21 protein-coding genes, 1 tRNA gene and 1 pseudogene are annotated in these 19541 nt (G+C 57.2%); 3 read left to right on the top strand and 20 right to left on the bottom strand.

What is annotated here, in order from left to right; genetic code table 11:
- The first annotated feature begins 4 nt into the window (after positions 1-4).
- Complete coding sequence (gene lolA, locus MPN23_RS03440; protein WP_243546159.1) at positions 5-703, top strand: outer membrane lipoprotein periplasmic chaperone LolA; 699 nt, start codon at positions 5-7, stop codon at positions 701-703.
- 67 nt (positions 704-770) lie between these two features.
- Here lolA and MPN23_RS03445 read toward each other — a convergent pair whose 3' ends face one another.
- The gene (locus tag MPN23_RS03445) at positions 771-1523 is read right to left on the bottom strand and encodes a pseudouridine synthase (protein WP_243546160.1); all 753 of its coding nucleotides are present in this window, start codon (positions 1521-1523) and stop codon (positions 771-773) included.
- An 82-nt stretch (positions 1524-1605) separates the two neighbouring features.
- Positions 1606-2226 (bottom strand): sulfurtransferase-like selenium metabolism protein YedF, encoded by a 621-nt coding sequence (gene yedF, locus MPN23_RS03450; RefSeq protein WP_243546161.1) that lies wholly within the window; start codon positions 2224-2226, stop codon positions 1606-1608.
- A gap of 167 nt (positions 2227-2393) precedes the next feature.
- Here yedF and MPN23_RS03455 point away from each other — a divergent pair, with 167 nt between their 5' ends.
- Entirely contained in the window at positions 2394-3053 is a 660-nt protein-coding gene (locus tag MPN23_RS03455) for a lysophospholipid acyltransferase family protein (protein WP_243546162.1), read from the top strand.
- A 107-nt stretch (positions 3054-3160) separates the two neighbouring features.
- Here the strand turns inward: MPN23_RS03455 and MPN23_RS03460 are convergent, their stop codons facing one another.
- The 10 genes and pseudogenes from MPN23_RS03460 to rbsD form a co-directional block, all read right to left on the bottom strand.
- Positions 3161-4582: a carbon starvation CstA family protein gene (locus MPN23_RS03460; protein WP_243546163.1), complete on the bottom strand. Its 1422-nt coding sequence runs from the start codon at positions 4580-4582 to the stop codon at positions 3161-3163.
- Positions 4583-4700: 118 nt separating this feature from the next.
- Positions 4701-6431: a LytS/YhcK type 5TM receptor domain-containing protein gene (locus MPN23_RS03465; RefSeq protein WP_243546164.1), complete on the bottom strand. Its 1731-nt coding sequence runs from the start codon at positions 6429-6431 to the stop codon at positions 4701-4703.
- A gap of 1 nt (position 6432) precedes the next feature.
- Positions 6433-7224 carry a LytR/AlgR family response regulator transcription factor gene (locus MPN23_RS03470; RefSeq protein WP_243546165.1) on the bottom strand — a complete coding sequence of 264 codons (792 nt, stop codon included), beginning with the start codon at positions 7222-7224 and terminating at the stop codon, positions 6433-6435.
- 107 nt (positions 7225-7331) lie between these two features.
- Positions 7332-8342: a substrate-binding domain-containing protein gene (locus MPN23_RS03475; protein ID WP_243546166.1), complete on the bottom strand. Its 1011-nt coding sequence runs from the start codon at positions 8340-8342 to the stop codon at positions 7332-7334.
- A 3-nt stretch (positions 8343-8345) separates the two neighbouring features.
- Positions 8346-8972: a PfkB family carbohydrate kinase gene (locus MPN23_RS03480; RefSeq protein WP_243546167.1), complete on the bottom strand. Its 627-nt coding sequence runs from the start codon at positions 8970-8972 to the stop codon at positions 8346-8348.
- 37 nt (positions 8973-9009) lie between these two features.
- Positions 9010-9318: pseudogene (locus MPN23_RS03485) on the bottom strand (PfkB family carbohydrate kinase); the annotation flags it as partial.
- A gap of 32 nt (positions 9319-9350) precedes the next feature.
- Positions 9351-10229, bottom strand: coding sequence for a ribose ABC transporter substrate-binding protein RbsB (gene rbsB, locus MPN23_RS03490; RefSeq protein ID WP_243546168.1), 879 nt, complete (start codon positions 10227-10229; stop codon positions 9351-9353).
- 28 nt (positions 10230-10257) lie between these two features.
- Positions 10258-11226, bottom strand: coding sequence for a ribose ABC transporter permease (rbsC, locus tag MPN23_RS03495; protein WP_243546169.1), 969 nt, complete (start codon positions 11224-11226; stop codon positions 10258-10260).
- On the bottom strand, positions 11226-12737 hold the full coding sequence (gene rbsA, locus MPN23_RS03500; RefSeq protein WP_243546170.1) for a ribose ABC transporter ATP-binding protein RbsA: 1512 nt from the start codon (positions 12735-12737) through the stop codon (positions 11226-11228). The genes rbsC and rbsA overlap by 1 nt, the downstream gene beginning before the upstream one ends.
- Complete coding sequence (gene rbsD / locus MPN23_RS03505) at positions 12737-13144, bottom strand: D-ribose pyranase (RefSeq protein WP_243546171.1); 408 nt, start codon at positions 13142-13144, stop codon at positions 12737-12739. The genes rbsA and rbsD overlap by 1 nt, the downstream gene beginning before the upstream one ends.
- A 357-nt stretch (positions 13145-13501) precedes the next feature.
- Between rbsD and MPN23_RS03510 the strand changes: the two genes are divergently transcribed.
- Positions 13502-13595: transfer RNA gene (locus MPN23_RS03510), tRNA-Ser, on the top strand.
- A gap of 113 nt (positions 13596-13708) precedes the next feature.
- On the opposite strand, the gene MPN23_RS03515 is transcribed toward MPN23_RS03510, so the two are convergent.
- The 8 genes from MPN23_RS03515 to MPN23_RS03550 form a co-directional block, all read right to left on the bottom strand.
- Positions 13709-14773: a tyrosine-type recombinase/integrase gene (locus tag MPN23_RS03515; RefSeq protein ID WP_243546172.1), complete on the bottom strand. Its 1065-nt coding sequence runs from the start codon at positions 14771-14773 to the stop codon at positions 13709-13711.
- Positions 14774-15098: 325 nt separating this feature from the next.
- Positions 15099-15545, bottom strand: coding sequence for a helix-turn-helix domain-containing protein (locus MPN23_RS03520; protein ID WP_243546173.1), 447 nt, complete (start codon positions 15543-15545; stop codon positions 15099-15101).
- Positions 15546-15626: 81 nt separating this feature from the next.
- Positions 15627-16880, bottom strand: coding sequence for a recombinase RecT (locus MPN23_RS03525; protein WP_243546174.1), 1254 nt, complete (start codon positions 16878-16880; stop codon positions 15627-15629).
- A gap of 15 nt (positions 16881-16895) precedes the next feature.
- Positions 16896-17813: a DUF1351 domain-containing protein gene (locus tag MPN23_RS03530; RefSeq protein WP_243546175.1), complete on the bottom strand. Its 918-nt coding sequence runs from the start codon at positions 17811-17813 to the stop codon at positions 16896-16898.
- 12 nt (positions 17814-17825) lie between these two features.
- Positions 17826-18455, bottom strand: coding sequence for a YqaJ viral recombinase family protein (locus MPN23_RS03535; RefSeq protein ID WP_243546176.1), 630 nt, complete (start codon positions 18453-18455; stop codon positions 17826-17828).
- Between the two features lie 2 nt (positions 18456-18457).
- Positions 18458-18766, bottom strand: a complete 309-nt coding sequence (locus MPN23_RS03540; RefSeq protein ID WP_243546177.1) for a hypothetical protein — start codon at positions 18764-18766, stop codon at positions 18458-18460.
- Between the two features lie 2 nt (positions 18767-18768).
- Entirely contained in the window at positions 18769-19032 is a 264-nt protein-coding gene (locus MPN23_RS03545; protein ID WP_243546178.1) for a hypothetical protein, read from the bottom strand.
- A gap of 198 nt (positions 19033-19230) precedes the next feature.
- Complete coding sequence (locus MPN23_RS03550; RefSeq protein ID WP_243546179.1) at positions 19231-19518, bottom strand: hypothetical protein; 288 nt, start codon at positions 19516-19518, stop codon at positions 19231-19233.
- Between the last annotated feature and the right edge of the window lie 23 nt (positions 19519-19541).

Genomic DNA, 19541 nt, shown 5'->3' on the forward strand with positions numbered 1-19541 from the left:
ATTCATGACGCGCAGATTCGCGTTTGTTCAGGCTGCATGCGTACTCGCGCTGCTGGCCTTTCCGGTTCTGGCCGGTGCTGCATCCGATATCCCGGTCGGGGAGATTCCTGACCGCATTCAGCAGAAATATGAAGGCATGCAAAGCTTTGCCGCAGATTTCGAGCAGGTGCTGACCAATGTGTCCAGCGGTCAGGTCGAGACGCGTAACGGAAGGATATGGTTTCGCCAGCCTTCGCAACTGCGTTGGGCGACGGAAGCTCCGGCCCGGGAACTGTTCATCATCGGCCCCGAGTTTGCGTGGGAATATATCGAAGACGAGCAGGTCGCGCTCAAGCATCCGGTCAGTGCGTTTCTGAACTCCAAGACCATGCTGCGTTTTCTGTCCGGGCAGGCCAATCTGAAGGAGGACTTCGTCATTCATTCGGACTGGAAGGACTCCGACAGGATGAAAACCGAATGGGGGCAGGGCGTGGTCATGCTGGAACTCGTGCCCAAGGAACCGGAAATGACCATGATGTATGCGTTTCTGGGCGTGGATCCGGAAACCGCGCTTCTGAAGCGGATCATGATCGTGGATTTTTACGGCAATGGTAACGAGGTTCGGCTTTCCGACGTGAAAACCGATGTGGATATTGCCGAAGACATGTTTCAGTTCACCCCGCCCGAGGGCGTGGATGTCGAGGACAACACCTTGGGCTATTGATTTTGCGAGAAAACGCGGAAAAGGCCGACCCCACGGGATCGGCCTTTTTTTTCGTCGTGTGAAGGAATCAGTTCAGGCCAACGGCTCGTCGGAGGTTCCGGGTTTCAACCCGGGAGAGCACGCGATGCTCGCCTGGATTGAGCGGACCGAGTCGAATCGGTCCCATGCTGATGCGCTTGAGCTTGAGTATGGTCAGGTCCAGATCGCGGCACATGCGTCGAATCTGGCGGTTGATGCCTTGAATCAGGGTCATTTCCAGCACCTGCGAATTCTGTTTGGGCTGGCGGGTCTTGACCTTGACCGGAGCGAGCTTTTCCCCCTCCCTGAGCGTCATGCCGGCTTGCATGGTCCTGATGGCGGATTCGGGAACGCGTCCCCGCACCACCACCAGATAGGTCTTGGGCAGATGCCATTTGGGATGGGTCAGTCTGTAGCAGAGGTCGCCGTCCGTGGTCAGCAGGAGCAGACCTTCGGAAAAATAGTCGAGTCTGCCCACGGGAAAGGGGCGCTGGTGTCGCAGGTTCTGGGGCAGAAGGTCGAGCACGGTCTTTCGGCCCTGCGGGTCGCTGGCCGTGGTTACCGTCTGTATGGGCTTGTGCAGCAGAATGACGGTTGGCTCATCCTGCGGAGTGGAAGCAATGGGTTTGCCGTCCACTTCGACGGTATCGCCCGGAGCCACCTTGATGCCCGGGGAATCCGCGACAACGCCGTTGACGTGCACTCTGCCGTCAAAGACGAGCGTATCCGCACCTCTGCGAGATGCCACGCCCTGCTGGGCCAGAAACTTGTTGAGTCGGATGGAAGAATTGGTGTCTGTCATGGTCGCGTCCGTTTGCCCGGGAACGGGCTGGGCATGGGTTGGCGAAAGCGGGGCCGTCGAGACGGCCCCGTCGCTGAATCCATTAAACGCGAATGACTTTGGTGGCAAGCTGAAAGCTGGTGACGATGTCGAGCATGTTGGTGGTTTCGCCCACCTGTTTTTTCGGCGTCAGGCCGAAATGCTCCAGACAGGTGCCGCAGACGAGCAGGGAAACCCCGCCCTCTTCAAGCTCACGCAGAAGCTCCACGCACGGACTGCCTTCCACGGCGAGTTTCACGCCGCCGTTGAGCATGACGATACGCCACAGTTCGTCGCCCATTTCCTTGAGCGTGGCCAGAAAATTGTAGATGAGCTTGGAACCCAGTTCATCGTCGCCGCCGCCCATGACTTCCGAGCCAATGAAAACCAGAAGCCTGCCTTGGGCCGGTTCGGCTGCGGACCGAATCTGCTCGTCGGTCATTACCCGGCATTCCTGACACCCGGATTCGTCGCGTTCGGCAATCACCGTGTATTCGCCGTCATGGTGCGTGGAGCTGGTTTCATATCCCTTGTTGCCGAGAAAACGGGATACGTTGTCGCGAGCGGGTTCGTTGTCCACGATGACGGTCAGTCGAGTCGGGGCGTCCTGTTCCACGGCCTTCCTGCATTTGAGCACTGGCTGCGGACAGGGCAGTCCCTGGCATTCCAGAACAGTCTCTGTCATGAAATCCTCCTTGAGTCTGCAATGAACCATAGATGCGGCAATTGGGTCAAATAGATGAAATCTATTATTGTACTCGCCGTGCATTTGCATTGCCGATGCAATGCCGGACTTGCCCTTGGCAGAAACTCCCAGTAAGGGAAGGATGTTCCCGAGAACATGGAGTCCGCATGAAAATTCCCGTTGATCCCGCATCCTTTTCCCCGGCAATTGCCGAACTGTACAAGCTTTGGATTCGTTCCCTGCGATTCGAAGTGCATGGCGATTCCTCGCTTCTGACCCGCAACCAGCAGGCCGGAAAGCGGCAGATCATTGCATTGTGGCATGGCGAGATTTTCTGCGTTACGGGATTCGGCTGGACTCTGGACCTTGATCTGGTCACCTTTGTCAGCCAGAGCAAGGACGGGGAAGTCATTGCCCGGGTCATTGAACGGCTCGGGCATACGACCGTACGCGGTTCCAGCACCAGAGGCGGAGTCAAGGCTCTGCTCAGGGCAAAGCGGATCATGGATCGGGAAAACCGGGCCGGGGTCTTTACCGTGGACGGGCCGCGCGGGCCGCGTCACAAAATCAAGGACGGCATTCTTTTTCTGGCGCAACGCACGGATGCGGATGTCATTCCGATCCGGGCGTATCCGCGTCATCGGCATGTCTTTGAAAAATCATGGGACAGGTTTGTGGTTCCGTTTCCATTCACTCGCTGTCCCGTGTATCTGGGCGAACCTTTTCGAGTGACTCGGGAAAAACTGACTCCCGAGGTCATGGCTTCGGAACGCGAACGTTTGGAGCAATGCATGCTTTCTCTCGGGCCGGAGCCGATGAACGACTGAATCGAGTTGTTTCAGGATTGGGAAAAGGAAAAAACGGGCCGCGCACATGCGCGGCCCGTTTTTGTTATGGAAGCCCGGCGTGACCGGTCTTCCGGGAGAGGATCAGGTTATGCCGCTTCGTTCTGGGGCTTGCGGCTCATCACGAATTTGAAGACGAAGATGGCAAGGGCCAGAGCCGCGCCAATGACGCCCGCGATGACCGAGGTCTGGTAGGGCAGGTTCAGGCCGATGGTGGCGTTGCAGATGAAGGTGACGCACACTGCGGTCATGAATACGGCCGGAATCGTGGCGATCCAGTGCAGCTTTTCACGCTGGGCAAGGTAGACTGCGGAAGTCCACAGCACCAGGGTGGCAAGGCTCTGGTTGGCAAAACCGAAGTAGCGCCAGATGGTGGAGAAGTTCTGGGTGGAGATGACATAGCCGAGCACGAACAGAGGCACGGCGACCATGAGGCGCTTGGCAGTGGCGTTCTGCTTTACGTTGAAGGTCTCCGCCACGATGAGGCGGGTGGAGCGGAACGCGGTGTCGCCGCTGGTGATGGGCAGGATGATGACGGCGACAATGGCCATGAAGCCGCCAACCTGACCGAGCAGGGACGTGGAGACTTCGGCGACCACGGCTGCCGGACTGCCTGCGGCGATGACCGCGGACAGGGTCTCCGGGGAGTCATAGAAGGACAGGCCGATGGTACACCAGATCAGGCCGATGATACCTTCGATGATCATGGCGCCGTAGAACACGGAACGACCTTCACGCTCATTCTTCACGCACCGGGCCATGAGCGGGGACTGGGTGGAATGGAATCCGGAAATCGCGCCGCAGGACAGGGTGATGAAAAGCAGGGGCCAGATCGGCTTGTCACCGGGATGTGTGTTGGTGGCAAAATCCAGATTGGGCAGGATTTCATGGCCGGATGCGAACAGGGCCACGACCAGGGAAACGGTCATGATCAGCAGCAGTGCGCCGAGCAGAGGGTAGAAACGGCCAATGACCTTGTCGATGGGCAGGATCGTGGCCAGAAAATAGTATCCGAAGATGCAGGCAACCAGAATCGCGGTGTCGATGCCGGTCAGACCATTGAGCAGCTTGGCCGGGCTGAGCACGAAGACCACGCCCACCAGCATGAGCAGGACAAAGGAGAACACGCGCATGACCTGACGGGCGGACATGCCGAGGTATTCACCGACAACCTCGGGCACGCTGGCGCCCTTGTTGCGTACAGAGAGCATGCCGCTGAAGTAGTCGTGAACGGACCCGGCGAAGATGCAGCCGATCACGATCCAGAGCATGGCGACCGGGCCGTACATGGCACCGAGGATGGGGCCGAAGATGGGGCCGATGCCCGCGATGTCCAGCACCTGAATGAAAATGAGTTTCCAGCGGGGGAGCGGCATGTAGTCGATGCCGTCCTGCATGGTATAGGCCGGAGTGGCCCGGTTGGCATCCGGAGCGAACACCTTGTCCACAAACGCGCCATAGGCCAGATAGCCCAGAATCAGAAGCGCGACGCAAAGAAGAAAGAAAAGCATGTGAATACCTCCAAATATTCAGTACACCCCGTTCGGGTGCCTTCGTCCTAGGAGGTATGCGCGACCGAATTCAACGGATTCCGGCTGAAATGTCTTTTCGAGTGGTTGAAATGACCTGTCAGGCTGATCGGGGGGCGGCCCCGGCGGCTTTGGGCATTGTCGGAACCCGGAAATCAATGCTTGTCCCGTGTTCCTGCTCACTGCGGATGTTCAGGGTATAGCTGGGGCCGTATATCTGCTCCAGCCTGTTCAGGCAGTTGCGTACCCCGATGCCCTGCGTCCGGGATTCCACGCAGTTCTTCGTGAACAGGCTTTCCACGGTTTTCCGGCTCATGCCCGCCCCGTTGTCCGCCACGGTCAGCTCCAGATGCTTGTTCGTGCATCGCGCCCTGATGGTGATGGTGCCGCCGTTTTCCTGCGAAAGCAGGCCGTGACGTACCGAATTTTCCACCAGCGGCTGAAGGATCAGTGGCGGAATGGGCCATTCCTCGCATTCCGGTGCAATGTCCATTTCCACGCTGATTCTGTCTCCGAAACGTGCTGTTTCGATGGCAAGATAGCTGCGCACCTGATCCAGTTCCTCGGACAGGGGGATGAAGCCCCGGCTCAAATCCAGATTGCGGCGCATGTACGAGGACAGGTCCTTGAGCAGGTCGCGCGCCTTTTCCGAATTGGTGCGGCAGAAGGACGTGATGGTGTTCAGGGAATTGAACAGGAAGTGCGGATTGATCTGGGATTGGAGCCGCCTGATTTCCGCATGGGCGAGCATCTGTTCCTTGATCTGGATGTCCTCCAGCTCCAACTGGGTGGAAAAGAGGTTGCCCAGCCCCTTGGCCAGTTCGAACAGGGTGGTGTTCAACGGAATTTCCCGAGTACCGTAGAACTTGAGCGTCCCCACGATTTCCCCGTTCTTGGTCAGCGGCACGATGATGGCCGATGTCATGGGGCAATCCTGATTCACGCAGCGGATCCGGCTGCGCGTCCTCAGGTACAGGGAAACACCGTCGCGAAGCACTTCCCGCGTGGCGCGGGTCCGGATTTCCCTGCCCGGCAGGTGATGGTCGTCCCCGGCTCCGATGTGCGCAAGAACATTGCGGGTGTCCGTGACGGCCACGGCGGCCACGCCCACGCGATCCCGAATGATGGTGGCCATGGCTTCGGCCGAATCCAGTGTCAGGCCGGATCGAAGATAGCTCACAGTATGGTTGGCGATGTCCAGAATCTTCTGCGCATGCACGGAATCGCGGCGTTCCCGGTCCCGGGAAAAGATGTTGATGATTTCCACAAACAGGGCCGCGCCCACGGTATTGATGATGATCATGGGCGGGGCAATGAGTTTCACCAGAGCAACGGCTTCGTCAAAGGGCTTGGAGAGGATCAGGATCAGCACCATGTGCAGCGCTTCGCCGAGCAGGGCCAGACCTGCGCCGATTTTCCAGTTCATGGCGCGGCTGGCGTACCACAGGCTGATGCCCCCGGCTGCAAGTCCTTCGATGGCCGTGGATATGCCGCACGGCCATGCGCTGAATCCGTTCAGGTCGGTCAGGATGCGATGCGCTCCGGCAATGAGGCCGGAACCGAAGCCGACAACGGGACCGCCGAACAAACCGCCCGTGATCACGACCATGGCCCGCAGGTTGGCCACGGACCCGAATACCGAGTTCCCGGTGTAGGTGCCCAGTATGCCGCAGATGCCGAAGAACAGCATCAGAAGCAGGGTGCGCATCCGACTCTGTCCGTGCGTGAACCCGATGCGTTGGGCAGGCGTGAAGATCATGACCAGAAATACGCCACCCACCAGCAGGCCGAAACGTTCGGCCAGTGTCAGGATGATTTCATATGTGCTCATGCTACAATTCGATGGCGGCCCGGAAATCGCGAACCCGCGCCTTGCTAACGGTTATTTCGGTCTTTTCCGCATCATTCAGAGTCAGGACGTACTTGCCGTTGAACCAGGGGGCATAGGCCCGCACCCGTGAAAGGTTCACGAGCTGGGAACGGTTTGCCCGGAAAAAGGCGAACCCGGACAGCCGTTCCTCCAGCCTGTCCAGAGTCAGGTCGGACTGGCAGGCAAAGCGTCCTTTGGTCGTATGCGCGTACACGCGGCGGGATTCGTATTCGAAGAAATCCACTTCGCGGGGATTGAGCAGAATGTTGCGACCGGAATGCTCCACGCTGATCCGGGCAATGCCGGGCTTGATGCCCACTTCGGCCAGCAGTTTTTGCAGGGAGGCCGAGGGCGATCCCGTTTCCTCGGATTCCTCAAGGCGATCCCGCACCCGATCCAGACACTTGGCAAGCCGTTCCCTTGGAATCGGCTTGAGAATGTAGTCCACCGCGTTTTCCTCAAAGGCGCGGATGGCGTATTCGTCGTAGGCGGTGATGAAAACGACCAGTGGGGTCAGGGATTCGGACATCAGGTCGGCCAGAACGTGAAAACCGTCCTTGCCGGGCATCTGGATGTCCAGAAAGACCAGATCGGGCAGGACTTCCCGAATGAGTTGCACTGCTTCGGTGGCATTGCCTGCCGTTCCAACCACTTCCACGTCTTCCGCATCCGAGAGCAGAAAGGCCAGTTCGTCGATGGCCGGGAGTTCGTCATCGACAAGCACGGTCCGTATCTTCTTGGTGTCTTTGTTCACGCGCCTTCAGTAAGCACTCTTTTCCGGCTTGGCAAGGAGGAAAAACGTTTGGTGACTATCGATCGGGCGTTCGGTTTGGCGATTGGCCGCAGGCGGTCGAATGAAGATCATGGTTGCAGGCCTGCCCGCACGGATTCCCGGATCACGAGGCTGGGTTCAATGCGAATGACCTTGGCTTCGGTGCGTTTGGAATCCAGACGATCAAGCAGCGTGTCCACGGCCAATGCGCCGAGTTTGCTGGTGGGTTGATGAATCGTGGTCAGGGCAGGGCTCATGTATCTGGCCATGTGGATGTCGTCGTATCCGACAAGGGAGAGATCGTCCGGGATGTTCAGCCCCAGACGGCGGGCTTCGTTGATCACGCCGAAGGCCATCATGTCGTTGCCCACGAAAAGGGCGTCCGGACGTTCGTCAAGTTCATGCAGATGGCGCATGGCCTGTACGCCGCTTTCACAGTCGAAATGGCCTTCGATGATCCATTCGGACCGAATCGGAAGATCGGCTTCGGCCATGGCCTGACGGAATCCTTCGACACGTTCCATGGCAAGCAGCTTGTCTCGGGGGCCGGAGATGCACCCGATGCGCACGTGACCCATGGCGATGAGATGCTTTGTGGCAAGATAGCCGCCAAGACGGGAATTGTCGTGAATGCGATCCATGTTTCCGGTGATCGGCCCCCAGTCCGTCACCACGATGGGCATGGTGCGGCGTGCCTCGAACAATCGGAAGACTTCTTCATTGGTCTCGCTGCAAAGGAGCAGCAGGCCATCCACGCGTTTCTCCTCCAGCGCTTCCAGATTGGCCTTCATGCGCTGGGCATCGCCTTCGGTGTTGCACAGGAACAGGGTGTACCCCCGTTCATAGCAGCGACGTTCCACGCCCTGAACCACTTCGGCATAAAACGGATTGGTACTCGTGGTCACCAGCATGCCGACGGTACCCGTCCGCTTGACCTTGAGACTGCGGGCAATGGAGGAAGGGCGATAGTCGAGTTTCCGCATGGCCTGTTCCACGCGTTTTCGGGTGTCATCCCGAACAAAACGCGTCTTGTTCAGCACATGGGAAACCGTGGAAGTGGAAACGCCGGCAAGTCCGGCTACATCTTTGATCGTCGACATTTCCTAATGTTTCGCTTTAAGAAATTCATCCACTTCCAAACGAGTGGGAATCGATGTCTGAGCTCCTGCCCGGGTAACGGAAATCGCTGCCGCTGCATGGGCGAATCTGATGGCCTGATCCATGTCCATGTCTTCGGCCAGTCCGACGGCAAGCGCGCCGTTGAACGTGTCTCCGGCAGCCGTGGTGTCCACGGGCTCGACGGGAAAGGCGTCCACCAGTCGTGCTCCGTGAGGTCCGCTGTAATAGGCACCGCTTTTCCCCATGGTGATGAGCAGTCCTTCGAGCTTTCTGGCGTGCATGATCTCGGCGGCGCGGCAGGCATCCGCATAGGAGCCGACCGCAACATCCGTGTAGAATTCCGCTTCGGTCTCGTTGGGAGTGTACAGGCTCACGCTGTCCATGATGGTTGCCGGAAGATCCCGGGCCGGGGCCGGATTGAGAATGACCATGGTACCGTGTGCGTGGGCTTCCTGCGCGGCAAGTTCGACGGTTTCCAGCGGGGTTTCCAACTGCATGAGCAGAATGTCGGCCTCCCTGATTCTGGGCAGATGCGGGGCAAGGGCCTCCGGTGTCAGGCAGGCATTGGCTTCGGGCGCAATGGCGATGCTGTGTTTCCCCGTTCTCGGCAACCTGAATCAGGGCAATGCCGGTCGGCGTGTTCGGAATGGTCATGACTGCGCTCGTGTCCATGCCGTCCCGTTGAAATTCCTCGATCATCCGTGACCCGAATGCGTCGTCGCCCACGCAGGCGATAAAGGAGACATCCCCGCCAAGCCGGGCCGCGGCAACGGCCTGATTCGCTCCCTTGCCTCCGGGAATCACCTGATAGCCATGTCCGGTGACGGTTTCTCCCGGTCTGGGAAAGGAATCGATCTGCAGGACGTGGTCGGCATTGACGCTGCCGAGAACAACCAGTTTCTTGCGGGACATGTTCGGCTCCGGAAAAGTTTGAATGGATGAAAAGACAAGGCGCATCAATACCTTGATGCGCCTTGGTCTTGCAACTTCTATTTCACCACGCGCAGGGGAACCGGAATGTACTTGTCCACGGTTTCGCCCTTGAGTACGCGAGCCGCGGTTTCCACGCCCAAGGCGCCGATCAGTGCGGGCTGCTGAGCAATGGTGCCAGCCATTTCACCTCGTTTGACAGCGGCCACGCCGTCGTCGGTGCCGTCAAAGCCCACGACCATGACGTCCTTTTTGCCAGCGGCCTGCAAAGCGCGAATCGCGCCCAGAGCCATTTCGTCATTCTGGGCAAACACGCCCTGTACGTCGCCATGGCTGGCAAGCAGGTTCTCCATCACATTCAGGCCCTTGGTGCGGTCGAAATCCGCAGGCTGGCTGGCGAGCACCTGAAAGGCATCGGCCTTGACCGCAAGGGCAAAGCCTTCGCCGCGATCCCGAGCTGCGGAAGTTCCGGCCAGACCTTCAAGCTGGATGACCTTGGCTCCCTTGCCCAGCTTCTGGGCCATGAAATCTCCGGCCATCTTGCCACCGGCCACATTGTCCGAGGCGATGTGGCTGGCGACCTTGCCGCGGGAAGCGCCGCGGTCAAGGGTCAGCACGGGAATGTTCGCGCCGTTGATCAGGCGGATGGCGTTGGAAACGGCATCGGAGTCCGTGGGATTGATCAGGATGGCCTTGACACCGCGCACGGTCAGGTCTTCCACGTTGGCCAGTTCCTTGCTCGGATCGTTCTGGGAATCGAGCACGATGATCTCGAAACCCATTTCCGTGGCCTTCTGCACCGCGCCGTCCTTCAGGGTCACGAAAAAGGGGTTGTTCAGGGTGGAAACCACCAGGGCGATGGTATCCTTTGCCTGTGCCTGCACGCTCAGCCCGAGTGACAGAACCAGGGCCAGTGCGAAGCTCATGAAACGTTTCATCATCCACTCCTTTTGGGTTTGTGTTCCTTTATTTGCTTTTGGTATCCACCAGCACGGCCAGCAGAATGACCAGAGCTTTGGCGATCATCTGATAGTACGAAGACACATCGAGCAGATTCAGGGCGTTGTTCAGAAAACCGATGATCAACGCGCCGAGCAGGGTACCCATGATGGTTCCCTTGCCGCCCATGAGGCTGGTCCCGCCAAGGACCACCGCCGCGATCGCGTCCAGTTCGTATCCGGCCCCGGCCGTTGGCTGGGCCGAGGACAGCCTTGACGTGACGATCAGCCCGGACAGGGCCGAGAGAAAACCGGCAATGGCATAGACCGTGATCTTGACACGGTCCACATTGATGCCGGACAGACGGGTTGCGGATTCATTCCCGCCCAGTGCATAGATGTAGCGCCCAAGACGCGTGTGGTTGAGCAGGTACCAGGCTGCGCCGAAGGTAAGCAGCATCAGCCAGATGGGAACGGGAATGCCGAGCAGGTAGCCGGTTCCGATGAACGCGAACGCGTCTGCCGTGTCCGTGAATCCCGTGGAAATGGGGCGGCCGTCCGTGTAGACCAGAGTCAGGCCGCGCACCAGCGTCATGCTGACCAGCGTGGCGATGAATGCCTGCACGCGCCCCTTGGCAATGATCACGCCGCTGGTCGCACCGAGCAGGGCACCTGCCCCCAAAGCCGCGCCAATGCCCACGATCAGGGGCAGTTCCATGGCGATCAGGCTTGCGCCGATGGCACCGCACAGGGCGAGCACCGATCCCACGGAAAGATCTATGCCCGCCGTAAGGATGACCAGAGTCATGCCCACGGCCATGATGGCGTTGACCGAAGTCTGGCGCAGGATGTTGAGGATGTTGCCCGTGGCAAAGAAGTTGGGATTCAGAAAGGATACGATGACGATCATCACCACTAGCGCAATGAGCGTTTTCTGCCGGATGAGCCGATCCTTGAGGGAAATGGCGGAAGCCTGTGCCGATTGTTGCGCGATCATTATGCTGTCTCCTCCCGCGCGCTGCCGATGGCGCAGGCCATGATGGTTTCCTGATCCGCTTCTTCTGCCGGGAATTCCCCGCAGATGCGTCCCTGATGCATGACTGCGATCCGGTCGCTCATGCCGAGAATTTCCGGCATCTCCGAAGAAACGAGAATGATGCTCATGCCTTCGCTCTTGAAGCGGTTGATGAGCTGATAGATTTCCTTTTTTGCGCCCACATCCACGCCACGGGTGGGTTCGTCCAGAATGAGCACGGAAGGGCGGGCCATGAGGCCCTTGGCAATGGCGACCTTCTGCTGATTGCCGCCGGAAAGGTTGCCCACGGCCTGACTGCGTGCAGGCGTTTTGATGTTGAAGGCTGCGATGTAGCCGTCCACGGCATCGCGCTCCATGGACTGGTGCAGGTGCCCGTACGCCGTGCTGAAATGCCGGAGCGCCGGAAGTGTCATGTTTTTCTTGATGGAAAGACCGAGCACCAATCCGTCCGCCTTGCGGTCCTCGCTGATGTAGGCGATGCCTGCGTCAAGTGCGTCCTTCGGGGTGGAGATGCGAAGGGGAGAGTCGAACAGGGAGAGCGTGCCGCTTTCAATGGGATGCGCCCCGAAAACCGCTTTCATGAGTTCGGTACGGCCCGATCCCATGAGTCCCGAGATGCCGAGGATTTCACCTTCGTGCACGCAGAGGGAAACATCTTCGACTCCGGGACAGGTCAACTCATCGATTCTCAGACTGACACGGCCCGGATTGGTGTGGATGCGTGGATACTGTTCCTCCAGCTTGCGCCCCACCATCATTTCGATGAGATCGTCTTCGGTAATATCGCTTACCCGGCTTTCCCCGATGAACTTCCCGTCGCGAAGCACGGTCACGTCATCGCAGATTTCGAATATTTCCTTGAGCCTGTGGGATATGTAGACAACGCCGTGGCCGGACTGACGAAGCTCATCAATGACCGCGAAAAGCGCCTTGGTTTCCGTGGCGGTCAACGTATCCGTGGGCTCGTCCATGATGATGACACGCGACTCGAAGGACAGGGCCTTGGCTATTTCCACCATCTGCTGTTCGCCAATGCCGAGGTCTCCCAGTCGCGTGCGCGAGGAATGTCTGACCCCGAGTTTTTTCAGCAGCTCATCCGCTTCATGATACATTTCCTTCCAGAGTATTCGACCGAAGCGGCTTGTTTTCTCGCGTCCGAGAAAAATGTTTTCCGCAATGGACAGTTCCGGAAGCAGATTCAGTTCCTGATGGATGATGCCGATGCCTGCGGTCTGGGATTCCCCGGGACCGCCAAATGCCACTTTTCTGCCCAGATAGGTGATACTGCCCGCGTCTCTTTTGTGGATGCCGGTCAACACCTTCATGAGCGTGGATTTTCCCGCCCCGTTCTCTCCCACCAGCGCCATGACCTTGCCTGCCGTGACGCGCAGGGTGACCTTGTCCAGAGCCTTGACCCCGGGAAAGCTTTTTTCGATTCCTTCAAGCTTGAGCAGCTCTTCGCCGTGTTTCACTAGAAAACTACTCCGGACTTGAGCGTCACATTCGCATAAGGGGTGAATTCCCCGGTTCTGACAATGGCGACGCTGTTTTTCGTGTTCGCCTTGAAGCTCTCGTGCGGGACATGGGTCACTGTGATGTCTTCACTCAATCGGCGAAGTGCAGCCAGCAGTTCCTCGTGCAGGGCAGGGCTTGCGGAGCGCATTTCCTCGGCAATCTCCACGGAATCGATTTCCATTTCCGCGGCAATGGCCCTGACAGTGTCCATGAAGCCGGGAATTCCCTTGCTTACGGCCAAATCTATCCGCTGCGTTCCGGCAGGAATGGGCAACCCCGCATCACATACGGTCAGTGCATCGAAATGACCCAGCTTGGCGATGACGTAGGAGACTTCAGAATTGAGTAGTGTCGTTTTCTTCATGCTAATTCCAGTATAATTGCGGCTAAAACGAGTCTTCAATGAATCGAAACGGTTGCGCAATCGTTTCGATGGCAAGGTCAAAAAAACAGTATGCCATGAGACATACTGTTTTCATCTGGTTGTTTTTATTGAGTATCAACGGCCTCCTGAAAACAGGGGTTGATGTCGTTGCCAAAAAATCTACAAAAACGTAACTGTCCTGAAAAAAATCGTCAAGGTTTCTCCCGATTGCCCCGGCGAAAGCTTCCGTCATGAAACAGGCTTCGCTTTCAGAGATGAATCAGACAATCAAAACACTTGCTTCTCAGGCCGAGTCCGTTTATAAGCCTCTCCACATCGGCGTTAGCCAACCAACGTGGAGAGGTAGCGAAGTCCGGCCGTAACGCGCTCGACTCGAAATCGAGTTATGGGTAACCCCCATACGTGGGTTCAAATCCCACCCTCTCCGCCAGTAAATTCAAGGGGTTAGAGTTCATTCTCTAACCCCTTTTCCTATGTGTGAACCGGTCTCAATGTGTGAAAAAATGTGTGATTGATTCTGAGAAAGGTGCTGAACTGAGAGAATCAGGGCTTGCCTTGAACTTGAGTTTCTTTTTCTTCCTCATCAAAGGCATTGAGAATTTCGTGGTCAACATGAAGTTCGTGCAGATAGGTTTCTGTTGTCCGCAAGTTCATGTGCCCAAGAAACTGCTGAATCTGGCGGTGAGTTGCCTTGTGGGAGTCTGCAAAACGGGATGCTACGTGATGGCGGATGCAGTGGGCCGTGAACGGCTTTCTGAGGTTGGCCTTCTTGCAGAGACGTTTGAAAAGAAGTCGGATGAATTCAGTGTGCCGTGTGTACTTTTGGCCGTTTTGCGGATTGGTGAATACGTAAGGGCTTTGCGGATCACGTTTTTTCCAAGCATCACGCAGGACTTTTTCAAGTTCAGGATGCATGCCGAGCAATCGGGCTTCCCTGTTGCCGTCACGCCGTTTTGAGGTCCATAGGCGAATGACCTTGGCGTCAAAGTTTATATCTTCCCAAGTGAGATTCAGGATTTCGGAAAGGCGGGCTGCCGTGTAGTAGAGAGTGTCGAAGATGCGTCGTTCTTCTGGGTTGGCCGCCATTCTCACGGCAGCGATATCTTCGGCGGGTGGGACATAGCGAACGTATGCCTCTTCGGCATAGGGCTCAATTTGACGAGCCGGATTGGCAATCATGTGGCCACGCCGTATGGCCCAATTGAAAAGAGTGCCTATTTCCCGCAGGTCGCAGTTGGCTGCCTTCGAGCCTCGGACCTTTTTCTGGTCGCGGACATAGGCTGCGAGTATGTCACGATTGATTTCCTTGAGGGGAAGGCGAAAATTGAAATATTCCAGAACGCGTCTGAACGTGCTTCGCTTGTATATGAAGGTGTTCCGTTTGCGCCGATCGCGCACTTCATCAAGATAGAGATCAGCCAGCTCTTCGAAGTCCATTGCGGTTCGGCTTGACCCGCTGAACTGCCACTGGTCCTCTTCTTTTGTCAGCCACTTCTTGGCGTCTTTTTTCGTCTTGAACCCCGACTTGAACGCCACGCGTTGACCCTTCACATACAGGATCGCTTGGTACCGAACGCCAGCTTTCGTCTTGTATTTGTTGACGGCCATAATTGATTCCGTGGTTTCTAATCAGGTACGCGCATACATCTTCGATGGAAAAGAGTACTCCTCTTGCGTCTTCCCCCTCGGAAGAGGGAATACGAATGTGGGGCAAAGATGTCCAGAATCTTTGCAGGGTACTCTTGCTTATGCTTATAGCCTCGGCGAGACCTTCCAAATCAACCAGAACTGGACTCATTTCATAACTCTCTAGAGAAGCGAATGGAATCCTTTTACCTCGGGCTCTGCTTCAGTGGGCCTTGTGGTTTGTGAAAAGGAAAGGCCGGCCTTTTGGAATTCAGCCCGGCCCCTCCCTTTGGGCTGCATTTCAAATTTACGCCGCCTTGTCCTCAGCCTGTTTTTCGGATGTTGCCGAAGTCGGGCAGACCTGAACATGAAGGCCCATGGCTTCGAGTCGGTGAATCAGGTCTTCTGCGTGGAGGTTGTCCAGCTCCTCACGTACTTCGGCCTCGATGCTCTGCCGCAGCTCCTTGACGTTGACGATGGTGCCGGGCTCGTTGTTCGGGGTACGGAACTTCATTTCCGAATCGCCGTTGAGAATCCAGGCCGGGTTGACGTTCGTCCTGCTGAGGATGGTCAGGAGCCATTCGGAAGGGATGGAGCAGCGGCGTTTTGCATCCGATACGCTGGACTGGCGAACGCCGAGGAATTCCGCAAGCTGAACCTGCGTATTGGTGAGAGTGACGGTCTTGACCCGTTCCATGCGTTCGGCGAACAGGGCGCAATTCTCGATGGTTGTTTCATTCTTTCGTCTGGACATGGGATGTACTCCTTGTAGTTCTTGGAATGCGGGCGGGGATGGCCGTGAGCCAAGCCCGCCCGCTTGCAGGGTTGGGGAGGGTTATGCTGTCGGGAAAACGGTTGCCGGGTCTGCGCCGTTGGCGAGATCGAAGTAGGCTTGCAGGAGCACGATGCGTTCCTTCTTGGCCCATTGACCGAAGGACTTGCCGACCTTGCGGTCCATGTCCGCATCCTGAACACCGAACGCCTTGAGCATTTTGGAGATGTGCGCCTTTCTTTCCGCAGCGTTCATGTCCAGATATTTCTGGGTATTGTCGCCAAAGACCTGCGCAAGGCTTTCTTCGGTGTCCTGAGTCGGTGCGTCTTCCGCATCGCTGAAAAAGTCCTCCTCCGGACTTCCGGGAGCCGCTTCGGGCTGCCGAGGCTGTTCCTCAGGTCCTTCCCGATGCTGTTCGTCCTGCGGAGTGATCGGCGCAGCGTCGATGTAGTCCGGGGCGTTGACTTCCTTGGCGTGATCTTCGGCAAAGGCCTTTTGCAGCTCGACGGACATGATGCCCCACTTGGAAATGATCTGGCGAAGCATGGTCTTGTACGCCATGCCGTCGAAGTCCTTGTACCAGAACGAGGAATACTCACGACGCCAGAGTTCACTTGCGGGGATTTCTCCGCTCTGAATCCGGCGGCAAACATCGAGTTTGAACGCTTGGCTATACCTGTCGGCATGGGCTTCCATCTTGGCCTTGGACCAGTACATGGTCTTGCGAAAGCCGTTCAGATACTCGAACATGGCGTAGTAGCCGATGGTCGGAGCTGCCTCGCGTTTTGCCTCGTCCTGAATGAGCTCGACTTCCAGCTCCTCGAAGAGCGGATCATAGCTCTTGAGTTCGCCTTCCTTGATGGCGAGGACATTCAGCTTGCGGTAGTACCCGGAGCGAATGGCCAACTGGATGTAGCCCTTGTATCCGATCTGGAAGGTGGCAATTTTGCAGCCGGGTTGCTTGTTGTATTCGCATTGGAAATTGCAGAATTTTTTGTCGTTCTTTTGCCGAGGATGCAGGCAGCGCTTCTTGTCCTTGAACGGGACCATGTAGAACTGGCCGAGTTGCACGGACGGGGAGAGGCCCAAACTCTCGCCAAGCATGGCGGCAGAGAAGATGGACATATGGTCGCATTTTGCCAATTCCGGGTTGTTGGTGACGGCCGAGACAATGGCTGTCACAAATCGCTGTCCGTCCTTCCCTCCCATCATCTCGTTGATCCGTTTGCGAATGCCGTTGGACGTGATGAAAGCCGAGAATGTAACCGGGGCCTGCCCGCGCGGGGCAAGAGTGTTTTGAGGTCTGAGGTTGCTCATGAGTGATGCTCCTTTTTAAGCGGCACGTTCCTGCGGGACATGGCCGTAACGGATTCCGCGTGTGCGGAGAAAAGTCTTGAGGTCGGCAAGCTGTGCTGCGGTGCCCCAGACGCGGAAGTCGATCTGGTGGATCGGTTCCTCGACGGGCGAGGCTTCGGGCGCGGCCTGAACCGGGGAAGGCTGGCGCACCTCGGGCTTCGGCGCGGGCTGCGGTTCCGGCTGTGCCATCTTCTGCTCGGGAATGTTCCGAATGGCCTCGGCCCGTGCCTTGGCCGCGACTTCCTGCTGGCGGCGGTATTCCTCGCGCTTGGCCTTCTGCTCCAGCAGCTTCTTGTTCTCGGCCAGCGCATCCGCCATGGAAAAGGAATGCAGGTAGGCGCGGACGGCCTGATCCTCGAATTCCGTGTGCAGGTCTTCGATGATCGCCAATTCGGATTCGACCTTTGAGAGGAACGCGGAGATTTCCTCCTCGATCCTGCTCATGGCAAAGGTGGCGTTGAGCCAGCGCGGATTGAACACGCGGTTCAGGGGAACGAGCGTCTTGACGTTGGATTCGGAGGCATTCCAGAACGCTTCGATCTCGGCACGTTTTTCGGCCTTCTTGCGCTCCTCGTATCCTTTCACCTGCTCATCGATGGCGAGCATGGGCTTGTCCACCAGAGCGACAAGTTCCTTGATTCTGACTTCAAAGGCATTGAACGGTTCCAGACAACGGCCCTTGATTTCCTTGCGCTTGTCATCCAGAGCCTTCTTGAACTTGTTCAGCGTGGCCCGGTCCTTTCTGGCCTCCTGAATGGTGTCGTCGGTGTAGGCGAGGCCCTGATACTTTTCGAGCTGTGCTTCGATTTCGGTTTTGAGTTCCTCGTGGTTGAACTCGATGGCCTTGATAAAGCCGTCTTCCTTCGGACTGAATATCTTCAATTCCATTGCCATTTCCCCAACCTCCTACAGTTCAGGCAAAATCAGGTTTGGTCTGGTGTCGGTCTCGACCATGCGCCAGAAGGCCAGTTCCTTTTCGAGCAGGTAGGCCAAGTCCTCTTCATGGTCGGCGCGTTCAAAGCGGTAGTGCTTTTCCGTAATCCAGAGCTCGCCCCATTCGCTGCGGAGCCGGGCTTTCAGGATCGCGAATTCGGCTCCGGTCACGAGCATGTAGTGCAGCAACTGGATGAAATAGTTTTGCGGAACCGCATTTTTCCATTGCTGGCGGTCGGCCCGGCTGTTCAGCGTCGTGGTCTTGATTTCCAGAATGCCGAGTCGTCCCGTCTGGTCCCGGAGCTGGCCATCCAGCGATGCTTGCAGCTGCGGGTACTTCGGGTGCTGGATGATGGAATTCTCTTCGTGTTCGACACGGAATTCCGGGAAATCCAGCTTGAACATTTCCCGCATGAGCGGTTCGCAGGCCACGCCGTAGCGGACGCATTCCCTGTCGGAAATGTCCTCGGCTTCGGCTCGGCCCGTCTTTTCTTCCCAGAGGGCCACGTTGCTTTTCCATGGATTCAACCCGAGGACCGAGGCCGCATCACTGCCGCCGATTCCCTTTTTCCGGGCTTCCAGCCATTCCGCGCGAGAGGGCATTTCTATTCCCCTTTATTCGTAGCGCGGAAGCTGAGTATTTCGAGGATTCCAATAAGACCTTTTTGTTCAAGGATTTCTGTTGGAATTCCAGCTAATGCGTTGACGCAAGCAACAATGCGTCGTGCGTTTTCTTTGGTGATGCTTTCAGCAACAAGATTTCCTCCATAATATTGGCGCATGTCTTCATCGCATCGAAGCCCTTTGGTGGAATCCGTGACGATTTCTCCATGTGTGCCTACTCGCCAAGGGGTAGGGGTAAAACTGGAAACCGAACTTTCAGGAAGAGCTGGTATAATTTGAGGATGAGCCATGATTACCTCACCATTGTCAGGGCAAAGGCCGCGACAAGGCCGATGCTGGCCGCTATGATCATCAGCCACGAGGCCACGTCTCGGGTCTGACGTTTCGTCAGGCAGTCGAGGCAGTAGTCGCGTTCCACCATGCCGTTGCCCACGCAGTTTGTTTCCTCCACGTACACTTGCCCTTCGGGGATGACCTGCGAACATCGGGCGCAAATGGCCTTGCCGTCCGAGGTCCGCCGCCTGCGGTCGATGGTCTGCATTGTTGTGGTCGTCATGCGAATTCTCCGGTTCTACGGTTTGCAAATTTCTGCCGGGATTTGGGCCTCCCGGCCCGGGCCGTTCAAAGGAGGTGTGTTCGCCTGTTTTTCCCGATGCCCTTGGCTACTTCACGGGGATGCGATCCGCTCCGCTTCGCCTTGGTGGACACAGGCCGTCCATGTCGGTTGACTCTCCGTATTCGTCCAAGATTTTTTCTAGGCCGCGTTCTGACGAGGGTAGGGGCGGCGCACGAAACGGCGCATGACCTGATGCTCTCTCGTCATGTCTTCCGCCAGCTCCGTATCAACCTCGCGGTCGTATTCGTCATTGCCTTCGAAAAAGGGACAGTCCTTGCACTCGTTGTCGGCCCTGACCTGCACGGAGAACGACATTCCTCGGTACTTCCAAGCCAGTTCATCTGCCATGGGGTCACACTTGCCGACACTGTCCTCCATGGGGATTTCCTCGAAATTCTCGCAGTAGCCGCACGTCTTGACGGGCATGGTTCCCTCCTTTGCCTGTACGT

Source organism: Pseudodesulfovibrio tunisiensis, from assembly GCF_022809775.1.
Lineage (GTDB): Bacteria > Desulfobacterota > Desulfovibrionia > Desulfovibrionales > Desulfovibrionaceae > Pseudodesulfovibrio > Pseudodesulfovibrio tunisiensis.